Source organism: Arthrobacter sp. 01T419 (genome assembly GCF_056398865.1).
In genome coordinates this window covers 91,627-101,396 of record NZ_JBFTQF010000014.1, presented here as the reverse complement: position 1 = coordinate 101,396, position 9,770 = coordinate 91,627, and the positions used below count along the sequence as shown (strand labels likewise).

The window sequence follows — 9,770 nt, the reverse complement described above, 5'->3', positions numbered from 1 at the left end:
GCAACCGCTCCGCAAGCTCCTTCTGATCGATGATCTCTCCCGTCACAGGATCGATCATCACCCCTGTCATTGCGGTCGTGGACTCTGACACGGCCGTCTCCTTTCGGATCAGGCCGGACCTCACACACCGTTATTCAGACAGTCCCCCCACCGGAAACCCAACAAAGGTGAGCGAGGGTCGAGACGGGTTAGTTCTGGTTCAGCTCGGCGGAAATCGCGAGGGCGGCTTCGCGGAGGAGCGGCACGGCACGGTCGGCAAAGTGCTGGTCCACGCGGGACACCGGGCCGGAAACGGAAATAGCCGTGGGCGTCGGGGCGTTCGGGACGGCCATCGCGAAGCAACGGACGCCGATCTCCTGCTCTTCCTCATCGATCGAGTAGCCACGTTCGCGAATCCGGTTCAAATCGGCGAGGAGTGAATCGATGTCCCCGATGCTCTTGGCCGTGGGCGTGGGCATGCCCGTGCGGGCCACGATGCCGCGGACCACCTCATCATCCAGCTGGGCCAGGATTGCCTTGCCCACGCCGGTGTCGTGCGTGTGGGCGCGTCGGCCGACCTCGGTGAACATGCGCATGGAGTGCAGGGACGGAACCTGTGCAACGTAGATGACCATGTCGGAATCCAGCACCGCCATGTTGGAGGTTTCGCCGAGCCGGTCAACGAGGGATTTCAGCTGGGGACGGGCCAGGGCGCCGAGCTGCTTGTTGGCGCCTTCGCCAAGCCGGATGAGCCGGGGGCCCAGTGCGTAGCGACGATTGGGCAGTTGCCGGATGTAGCCGAGGGACACCAAGGTGCGCAGCAAGCGGTGGATGGTGGGGAGCGGCAAGTCTGTCGACGATGACAGTTCGCTCAACGTGACGTCTCCGCCGGCGTCGGTGATGAGTTCCAGCAGTTCGAAGACGCGCTCGACGGACTGCACGCCTCCCGAGGGCTTTTCAGCCATTCCGTTGTCTCCTATGGCTCGGAATCCGACAACTCTTATCCGCATCGTGAAAAGAATTGCTTAGAACACTCAAGATACAGCACGCGACGCCGGAATGCTTGCCCATCAATCAGGGCTTGTGTTTCCACTTTGTAGATAATAATATCCATAATACGAAAACATTCGGTTTGAGCGGAGGCCCACTAAGGGCCTGTACGAGGAGGAAATTCAATGGCGAACCCGAGCCCCGGAAATTCGATCACCCTGCGCGTCGCCGCGCCGTCGAGCTTCACTGCCACGAGCGAGCTGGCCGCGGCCGTCGCCGCCGCCGGTGCAGCCGTCACCGCACTGGATGTGACCGAGTCCCACCACGACACCCTGGTTGTGGACGTCACCTGCAACACCACGGACGAAGACCACGCCAACCGCGTCAAGGACGCCCTCAACGCGCTCGACGGCGTCACGGTCCAGCATGTCTCGGACCGCACCTTCCTCATGCACCTGGGCGGCAAGCTCGAGGTGGTCCCCAAGGTGGCCCTGCGCAACCGCGACGACCTTTCTCGTGCCTACACCCCCGGCGTCGCACGCGTCTGTCTCGCCATCGCGGAGGACCCGGCTGCCGCCCGCAACCTGACGGTCAAGCGCAACACCATCGCCGTCCTCACCGACGGTTCGGCGGTCCTGGGCCTGGGCAACATCGGCCCGGCCGCAGCCCTGCCTGTCATGGAAGGCAAGGCCGCGCTGTTCAAGCAGTTCGCCAACGTCGACGCCTGGCCGGTCTGCCTGGACACCCAGGACACCGAGGAAATCATCATGATCGCCAAAGCCATGGCCCCGGTCTACGGCGGCATCAACCTCGAAGACATCGCCGCCCCGCGCTGCTTCGAAATCGAGAAGCGGCTCCGCGACGAACTGGACATCCCGGTCTTCCACGACGATCAGCACGGCACGGCAATCGTCACCCTGGCGGCCCTCGTCAACGCATTGCGCGTAGTGGACAAGAAGCTCTCCGAGGTCAAGATCGTGGTCTCCGGCGTCGGCGCTGCGGGATCTGCCATTATCCAGCTCCTCAAGGCCCAGGGCGCGCAGCACATCGTCGCGGCCGGCCGTTCCGGTGCCATCCACTCGGGCGAAAAGTACGACGACGAGCACCGTTCCTGGATTGCCGCGAACACCAACGAGGCAGGCTTCTCCGGCACGCTGCACGAAGCCCTCAAGGGTGCCGACGTGTTCATCGGCGTCAGCGCTCCACACGTGATCGGCGAAGAGCAGGTGGCATCGATGGCCGACAACGCGATCGTCTTCGCCATGGCCAACCCGACCCCGGAAATCGACCCCGTTGTTGCATCCAGGCACGCCGCAGTGGTAGCCACTGGTCGGAGCGACTTCCCCAACCAGATCAACAATGTGCTGGCTTTCCCGGGCTTCTTCCGCGGACTGCTCGACGCCGGAGCATCGGACATCATCCCGGAGATGCTGGTGGCCGCCGCCGAGGCTATCGCCAACAGGGTCGCGGATGATGAACTGAATGCGAGTTACATTATCCCCAGCGTCTTCGATCCTCACGTTGCCGCCGACGTCGCCGCAGCCGTGGCAAACGCCGCACATTCCGCGGCAGCTGCCAAGGCCGCTAGCGCTCTCTAGGAAAGGACCACCCCATGGCTCTCACTGTCACAGACCCCCGGCCGATCGAACGTGCCGAGGAGATCCTGACTCCCAAGGCGTTGGCCTTCGTGGAGGAATTGCACCGCCGCTTCGCGGGCACCCGCACCGAACTCTTGGCGGCCCGCGTCGCCAAGCGTGAAGAAGTGGCCCGCACCGGCCGGCTCGATTTCCTCCCGGAAACGCAAGACATCCGCGACGGCGACTGGAAGGTTGCCGAAGCACCCGCAGCGTTGCAGGACCGCCGGGTCGAGATGACCGGCCCTGCCTCTCCCGCCAAGATGGCCATCAATGCGCTGAACTCCGGAGCCAAGGTGTGGCTCGCCGACCTCGAGGACGCCAGCACCCCCACGTGGGCGAACGTCATCGACGCGATCCTCAACCTTCGCGACGCCGCCCAGGGCACCCTGAGCTACACCTCGCCGGAGGGCAAGGAGTACCGGCTCCGCACGGACGCGCCGCTCGCCGTCGTCGTCGCACGCCCCCGCGGCTGGCACATGGACGAACGGCACTTGCTGCTCGACGGCGAACCCACCGTGGGCGCGCTGGTGGACTTCGGCCTGCACTTCTTCCACGTCGCAAAGCAGCTCCTGCTCAACGGTCAGGGCCCGTACTACTACCTGCCCAAGATGGAAAGCCACCTCGAGGCCCGCCTGTGGAACGACGTCTTCGTTTTCGCCCAGGACTTCCTCGGCATCCCACAGGGCAGCATCCGCGCCACCATGCTGATCGAGACCATCCCGGCCGCGTTCGAAATGGACGAGTTCCTCTACGAACTGCGCGACCACGCTTCCGGCCTGAACGCCGGCCGTTGGGACTACCTCTTCAGCATCGTGAAGTACTTCCGCGACGCCGGCGAGTCCTTCATCCTGCCGGACCGCGCGTCCGTGGTCATGACGGCCCCCTTCATGCGCGCCTACACGGAACTGCTGGTCAAGACCTGCCACAAGCGCGGCGCCTTCGCCATGGGCGGCATGGCAGCCGTCATCCCGAACCGCCGCGAGCCCGAAGTCACGGCCCAGGCCTTCGAGAAGGTCCGTGCTGACAAGACCCGCGAGGCCAACGACGGTTTCGACGGTTCCTGGGTGGCCCATCCGGACCTCGTTTCCACCTGCCGCGAAGTCTTCGACTCCGTACTGGGCGATCCGGCAAACGGCGGCAAGCCCAACCAGTTGGACAAGCAGCGCCCGGAGGTCTCCGTGACTGCCGAGCAGCTGCTGGATATTTCCTCCGCCGGTGGCCAGGTGACCGAAGCCGGGCTTCGCCTGAACCTCTACGTCGCCGTCGCGTACACCGCCGTATGGCTCTCCGGCAGCGGCGCCGTCGCGATCCACAACCTCATGGAAGACGCCGCCACCGCGGAAATCTCCCGTTCCCAGGTGTGGCAGCAGATCCGCAACAAGTCCGTCCTGGCCGACACCGGCAACACGGTTACCCGCGAACTGGTGACCAAGATCCTGGGCGAAGAGACCGATCGACTGCGCGGCGAAGTTGACGCCGAGTCCTTCGAGAAGTTTTACGAGCCGGCGAGCCGCCTGATCGCGGACATCTGTCTGTCCGAGGACTACACGGACTTCCTCACCACTCCCGCCTACGAGCTGGTGTAGGAATGACAGCTTCCTCATTCTCTGCGGCGGATCTCGCCGCGATCGATTCCCAGCTCGCCGCTACCGACCAGTTGCTTGAGCGCAACTACCCCGGCGACGACGGCACCCGCCAGCCCGTGCACACGGTGTACGTCCCTGCGGACCGTTTCACGCCGTCGCTCTCCGCTGAATGGGGCGCCCAGGCGATCACGACGGCGGAGGCCCACGGCGGTCTCGAAAGGCTCGGTACGCTGCTGGGGCAGGAGTCCGATCTGGCTGCCGCCGTCGCCACCCGCGTGGCCGACAAGCTGCGCGGCGAGCCGATCGAGGATTTGCGCCTCGACTTCGAGGACGGCTACGGCGACCGCGGTGACGAAGCAGAAGATGTCGCAGCGGTGGCTGCGGCCCAGGCTGTCAGCGAAGCGGTTGCCGCGGGTTCGGCTCCGCCGTTCATCGGCATCAGGTTCAAATGCTTCGAGGCCCCTACACGGGCACGGGGCCTGAAGACCCTGGACCTGTTCGTCTCCACTTTGGCCTCCGCCGGAGAACTGCCCGACGGCCTCATCCTGACCGTGCCGAAGGTCACCACGGTGGCCCAAGTAAAGGCAATGGACTTCGCGGTCTCCCGACTGGAAGAGATCCACTCCCTTCCGGCAGGCCGCCTCCGTTTTGAAGTGCAAGTGGAAACACCCCAGCTGATTCTCGGCCCGGAGGGAACTTCCCCCGTGGCCCAGCTTCCACACGCAGTTCCGGGCCGCATCAGCGCACTGCACTACGGCACCTACGACTACTCCGCTTCGCTGCAGATCTCCGCGGAGTACCAGTCCATGGAGCACCCGGTGGCGGATTTCGCCAAGGAAGTCATGCAGTTGGCCGTTGCGGGCACGGGGATCCGGCTCTCCGATGGCTCCACCAACATCATCCCGGTGGGCGACAACGTGGAAAATGCGTGGAAGCTGCACGGCCGGCTGGTCCGCCGCTCGCTCGAACGCGGCTACTACCAGGGGTGGGACCTGCACGCCGCCCAACTGCCCAGCCGTTTCGCGGCAACGTATGCCTTCTACCGCGAAGGCCTGCCCGCCGCCGCGGCCCGCCTCCGCAACTACGTGGAACGTACCGAAGGCGGCGTCATGGACGAACCCGCCACCGCCCGGGCCCTCGCCGCTTTCGTCCTCCGGGGCGTCCAATGCGGAGCGGTAGGTTCCGAAGAAGTGCTGGCGCTTGCCGGCGTCGAACTCCCCCGGCTGACTGCACTGGCGCATCCCCGGCTGGCACAATCCACCTCCAAGTAAGGATCCAATGATGGGAAAGTACTACTACCCCCAGGGCGGGCTGCCGCCCCAGACCCACCTCACCACGGAACGGGCCATCGTCACCGAGGCCTACACCGTGATCCCCAAGGGTGTCATGACCGACATCGTGACCAGCACCCTGCCGGGTTTCTCCAACACCCGTTCCTGGATCCTGGCCCGCCCGATCTCCGGGTTTGCCACCACGTTCTCCCAGCTCATCGTGGAGATCGGCCCGGGAGGCGGCGCTCCCAAGGCCGAGTTCGAGGAAGGCGTTGAAGGCGTTGTCTTCGTGACCAAGGGCAAGGTCAACCTGACCCTCGACGGCGAACTTCACCAGCTTGAGGAAGGCGGTTATGCCTACCTGGCCGCCGGCGCCTCCTGGGGCCTGGAAAACGTCTCTGATGACATCGTTTCCTTCCAATGGATCCGCAAGGCCTACGAACGGCTTGAGGGTTACGAGGCGAAGTCCTTCGTCACGAGTGATGCCGAGGTGGAACCCACTGCGATGCCGGACACCGACGGCGCCTGGAAAACCACCCGCTTCACGGATTCCAACGACCTGGCCCACGACATGCAGGTGAACATTGTCACGTTCCAGCCGGGCGGGGTCATCCCGTTCCCGGAGACCCACGTCATGGAGCACGGCCTCTACGTGCTTGAGGGCAAAGCCATGTACCTGCTCAACAACGACTGGGTGGAGGTTGAAGCCGGCGACTTCATGTGGCTCCGCGCCTTCTGCCCGCAGGCCTGCTATGCCGGCGGCCCGGGCCAGTTCCGTTACTTGCTTTACAAGGACATGAACCGGCAGATCAAGCTGACCTAGGGGTTCGCCTTCCGGCTACCCCAACTGACTCGCAGTTAACGTCGTCATGAGCGCTCATAACGACAACTACTGCGAGTCAGTTGGGTTTGGGCCGCACCCGCGTTTTCAGCGTTGACCCCCTCACCTCCGAAGAGGACGATCGAAACTACGGGGGCAAAGGCGCCCGGCCGTTGCCCTGCAGCGTAGCTTCAGGAGGCAGCCATGAAGGCTGCGCGGGCGTCCCGGACGTCCAGAACATCCCGCGTTTCCAGGGTTCCCCGGACACGGGCCACCTCCCCGATCGCAAGATTCCTAGTGGCCTCAGTCCTGGCATTGACCCTGGCCACAGGGGCCTGCACGTACCCTCCCACGTCCGAATCCGAAACCGTCGCAGCGCCCACAGGAACGGCGGCGATAGATGTGCCCGGGTTGGAGTTCTTCGCACAAGCCATGATCGGCCAAGGCGCCACGGCTGTAGTCGTCGAGGTCAAAATCCGGGGCGACAGGTGGGCCAAGAGCTACGGAGTACGGACCCTGGACGCGCACCATCCCGCCGAAGTCACGGATCGGATACCGGCCGGAGGAATCACCAAGTCCATGGTCTCGGTTTCCCTCCTCAAACTGGTGGAAGAAGGAACAATCGGCCTCGATGACCCCGTTTCGAAGCACCTCCCGGAATTCAACAGCTTTGTGCACACAAGCGACGCCGTCACGGTGCGGTCCCTGTTGAACCACACCTCGGGTTTGGCCGACCCGACGGGGCCCATGCTGGAGTCACAGCCGTTGAAGCAGGCCATTAACACCCGCTTCAGCCCGGAGGACATCCTGCGGCTGGCAGGCACGGTGCCGTGGGTGGGACGGCTCGCCCCGCAGTTCACCTATTCGGACGCAAACTACGCCGCACTTGCCTTGATCATCCAGAGGTACCGCAACCACTCGATCGGCGACGTCCTTGCCGCGGACATCTTCGACCCCTTGGGGCTGAGCCGCACAAGCCTGGCCGCCCCGGACCGTTCGGAGCCTGCCCTGATCCACAGCTATTCCACAGTGGACGGCGAGCGCTTGGACGTGACGGAACCGGAGCTACAGCTTGGCTCGGCCGGCGCCGGAGTCATCTCAAGCGTTGGGGACGTGAACTCGTTCTACGCAGCACTCATGCGGGGGCGCTTAATAGGGCCGTCCGCCTTGAAGGAGATGGAGACCATCAACGGGGCGAACTACGGCCTTGGCCTGCAGCGTTGGAATGACGAGTGCACCAACGGCTTCTACTACGGCCACGGCGGATCCACGCTGGGCTTCGGCGGCATCAGCGTCAGCAGCGCGGACGGCTCCCGCCAGTTGAGCGTGGGGGTCGCCCACCCACCTGACGCAGGGGCAGGGGACGACGCTGTGGTCGCCGGCCTCACCCAGCCGGTATCCGTGAAGCTCCGGAATCTTGCCATCACTACGCTGGACGGATTCTGCTGAACAGGGTCGCTCAACCCGGCCCAACCCAAACCCAGCCCAACCAAGCCCTTCCAACCTGGCCGGCCGCTCCGCCGGGCGCTCAGCCGGGCGCTCAGCCGGCCGCTCAGCCGGGCGCTCTGCCGGCCGCTCAGCCGGCCGCTCAGCCGGGCGTTCCGCCGCCGGCAATCCGGTACGACTCCTGCAGCAGCTCGTTCAGTTCCTCGACGTCGATCCTCTCCAGGCGGACCAGCACGAGATTCGGGGACCGTTCGTGGTGGGGCGTCCAGAAGTAGGTGCCGGGGTCAGTTCCTGCGAGCGCTTCGCGCTCCCCGGTTTTCACGGTGAGGACGCCGTCTTCCCATATCCGGGCCATGAGGGTTTTGCCGAACCACGCCGGTTGGCCCCAGCTGGGCCGCTCGCTAACCCCCGGGAGTCCGCGGCAGATCTGGCGGACATCTTCCTCTGTAGCCATGGCCTACTGTGGCACCTGCCCCCTGACCAGGCAATGCCCCTCCTGCTAGGGTCTGACCATGGATGAAAAATTGGGGAAATTCATCGAAGATTTCGGAACCCTGACGCGCTTGGCCCAGTCTGGTTTGGACCACGTCGACGGCGGCGAGCAGCTTCTGCAGGCGTTGACCGGGCACCTTGGCGTACCGGCCCATGAACTTTCGGTGGTAACGGAGGAGATTCCGCCGCATCGCTTGGTCGATGTGGACATCGTCATGGAGGGGTTGGCCAGCCGCGATCCGGACTATCGGTTGGTGGGCATCGGCGGCGGCGATCAGCGCCACCACATGTCCTTCAGCGACATGCTGCAGCAATCCCGTGGCTACCCGCGCTTTCCGCTCGCCCAACCGGACTATTCCAACTTGGCCACCGGCCCGGACCAACAGCGCCAGGCCGTGGCGCTTGGCCTCTGGCTCTTCAGCTATGCCGGTTCACCCGCGGCGGTACTCCAGCGCGGGGCCAAAATTGACCGCGGCCGGCAATTTGCCTCATTGGAAGTCCTGGCCACCCACCCCGCTGTCGCTTCCGGTCTTTTGGCCGAGGTACGGCGAGAAATGGAACACCAAAGCGTTTTCAAAGGCCAGATCATCGCCCTCGCCGTCAGCGACTATGGGCCCAGTATCAGTGGAGTGACCTTTGTCAGGCGTCCGGAACTCACCGGCAGCGATGTGGTCCTTCCTGACGGTCTCCTCGACAAGGTGGAGGGCCACACCCTTGGCATTGCCCGGCAAGCGGACATTCTTGTGGCCCACGGACAGCACCTCAAGCGCGGCCTCCTGCTCTACGGGCCCCCGGGTACTGGCAAAACACACACTGTCCGTTACCTGCTGAGTCAGAGCGAGGGTACGACGGCGGTGCTCCTGTCCGGCGGTTCACTCGCCAGGATTTCGGAGGCGGCCAAGATCGCCCGGGCGTTGGCGCCGTCCATCGTGGTGCTGGAGGACTGCGATCTGATCGCTGAGGACCGCAGCTTCGGACATGGGCCCAAACCACTGCTTTTCGAGGTGCTTGACGCCATGGATGGGCTGGACAACGACTCCGACGTCGCGTTCGTGCTGACCACCAATCGCGTGGATCTGTTGGAGCGTGCCCTCGCCCAACGGCCCGGACGGGTGGATCTGGCGGTGGAAATACCGCTTCCTTCCAAACATGAACGGATGGAACTGCTGCGGCTGTATTCGAACGGGCTCCCGTTCTCCCCCTCGTCGATCGAAACCGCAGCAGGCCGCACTGCCGGCACCACGGCGTCGTTCGCCAAGGAACTGATCCGACGCGCGGTGGTCGCGGCAGCGCTCGCGGACAAGACTCCCGGCGACGCGCACCTGGGCTTCGCAGTGGAACAGTTGATGGCCGATGGCGAAGCCCTGACGCGGAGCCTCCTCGGAAGCAACGGCGGCCACGGCGGCGACGGCCGAGGCCCCGGGCCGGGCAGCTTTCCCGGCCCACACGCCGGACCGTTCCCCGGTCCCGGAGCCTGAGGACGGCGCCGGGTTTCCACGGGAAAGCTCGCCACGGCAAAGGAACCTGCGCCGCTACCCAGCGGCCCAGG

General features: G+C 64.8%; 8 protein-coding genes. 6 read left to right on the top strand and 2 right to left on the bottom strand.

Annotated features, from left to right (window positions below; all coding sequences use genetic code 11):
• Window positions 1-188: 188 nt before the first annotated feature.
• Window positions 189-944: an IclR family transcriptional regulator gene (locus AC1DLO_RS17980; RefSeq protein WP_059389461.1), complete on the bottom strand. Its 756-nt coding sequence runs from the start codon at window positions 942-944 to the stop codon at window positions 189-191.
• A gap of 210 nt (window positions 945-1,154) precedes the next feature.
• On the opposite strand from AC1DLO_RS17980, the gene AC1DLO_RS17975 reads away from it, so the two are divergent.
• The 5 genes from AC1DLO_RS17975 to AC1DLO_RS17955 all read left to right on the top strand — a co-directional run bounded on the left by AC1DLO_RS17975 (window position 1,155) and on the right by AC1DLO_RS17955 (window position 7,732).
• Window positions 1,155-2,567 (top strand): NAD-dependent malic enzyme, encoded by a 1,413-nt coding sequence (locus AC1DLO_RS17975; RefSeq protein WP_476891034.1) that lies wholly within the window; start codon window positions 1,155-1,157, stop codon window positions 2,565-2,567.
• Between the two features lie 14 nt (window positions 2,568-2,581).
• A complete protein-coding gene (gene aceB / locus AC1DLO_RS17970; RefSeq protein WP_476891033.1) occupies window positions 2,582-4,192 on the top strand; it encodes a malate synthase A in 1,611 nt (536 codons plus the stop codon).
• A 2-nt stretch (window positions 4,193-4,194) separates the two neighbouring features.
• Window positions 4,195-5,463 (top strand): DUF6986 family protein, encoded by a 1,269-nt coding sequence (locus AC1DLO_RS17965; RefSeq protein WP_476891032.1) that lies wholly within the window; start codon window positions 4,195-4,197, stop codon window positions 5,461-5,463.
• Window positions 5,464-5,473: 10 nt separating this feature from the next.
• Window positions 5,474-6,286 carry a bifunctional allantoicase/(S)-ureidoglycine aminohydrolase gene (locus AC1DLO_RS17960; protein WP_476891031.1) on the top strand — a complete coding sequence of 271 codons (813 nt, stop codon included), beginning with the start codon at window positions 5,474-5,476 and terminating at the stop codon, window positions 6,284-6,286.
• A 201-nt stretch (window positions 6,287-6,487) separates the two neighbouring features.
• Window positions 6,488-7,732 (top strand): serine hydrolase domain-containing protein, encoded by a 1,245-nt coding sequence (locus tag AC1DLO_RS17955; protein WP_476914550.1) that lies wholly within the window; start codon window positions 6,488-6,490, stop codon window positions 7,730-7,732.
• Between the two features lie 139 nt (window positions 7,733-7,871).
• On the opposite strand, the gene AC1DLO_RS17950 is transcribed toward AC1DLO_RS17955, so the two are convergent.
• Window positions 7,872-8,183 (bottom strand): MmcQ/YjbR family DNA-binding protein, encoded by a 312-nt coding sequence (locus AC1DLO_RS17950; RefSeq protein WP_476891029.1) that lies wholly within the window; start codon window positions 8,181-8,183, stop codon window positions 7,872-7,874.
• Window positions 8,184-8,241: 58 nt separating this feature from the next.
• On the opposite strand from AC1DLO_RS17950, the gene AC1DLO_RS17945 reads away from it, so the two are divergent.
• Window positions 8,242-9,699 (top strand): AAA family ATPase, encoded by a 1,458-nt coding sequence (locus AC1DLO_RS17945; protein WP_476891028.1) that lies wholly within the window; start codon window positions 8,242-8,244, stop codon window positions 9,697-9,699.
• The last annotated feature ends 71 nt before the right edge of the window (window positions 9,700-9,770 follow it).

Coding starts and splice junctions, on each gene's coding strand:
- AC1DLO_RS17980 (WP_059389461.1), bottom strand. CDS start 944: ATGGCTGAAAAGCCCTCGGGAGGCGTGCAGTCCGTCGAGCGCGTCTTC.
- AC1DLO_RS17975 (WP_476891034.1), top strand. CDS start 1,155: ATGGCGAACCCGAGCCCCGGAAATTCGATCACCCTGCGCGTCGCCGCG.
- aceB (WP_476891033.1), top strand. CDS start 2,582: ATGGCTCTCACTGTCACAGACCCCCGGCCGATCGAACGTGCCGAGGAG.
- AC1DLO_RS17965 (WP_476891032.1), top strand. CDS start 4,195: ATGACAGCTTCCTCATTCTCTGCGGCGGATCTCGCCGCGATCGATTCC.
- AC1DLO_RS17960 (WP_476891031.1), top strand. CDS start 5,474: ATGGGAAAGTACTACTACCCCCAGGGCGGGCTGCCGCCCCAGACCCAC.
- AC1DLO_RS17955 (WP_476914550.1), top strand. CDS start 6,488: ATGAAGGCTGCGCGGGCGTCCCGGACGTCCAGAACATCCCGCGTTTCC.
- AC1DLO_RS17950 (WP_476891029.1), bottom strand. CDS start 8,183: ATGGCTACAGAGGAAGATGTCCGCCAGATCTGCCGCGGACTCCCGGGG.
- AC1DLO_RS17945 (WP_476891028.1), top strand. CDS start 8,242: ATGGATGAAAAATTGGGGAAATTCATCGAAGATTTCGGAACCCTGACG.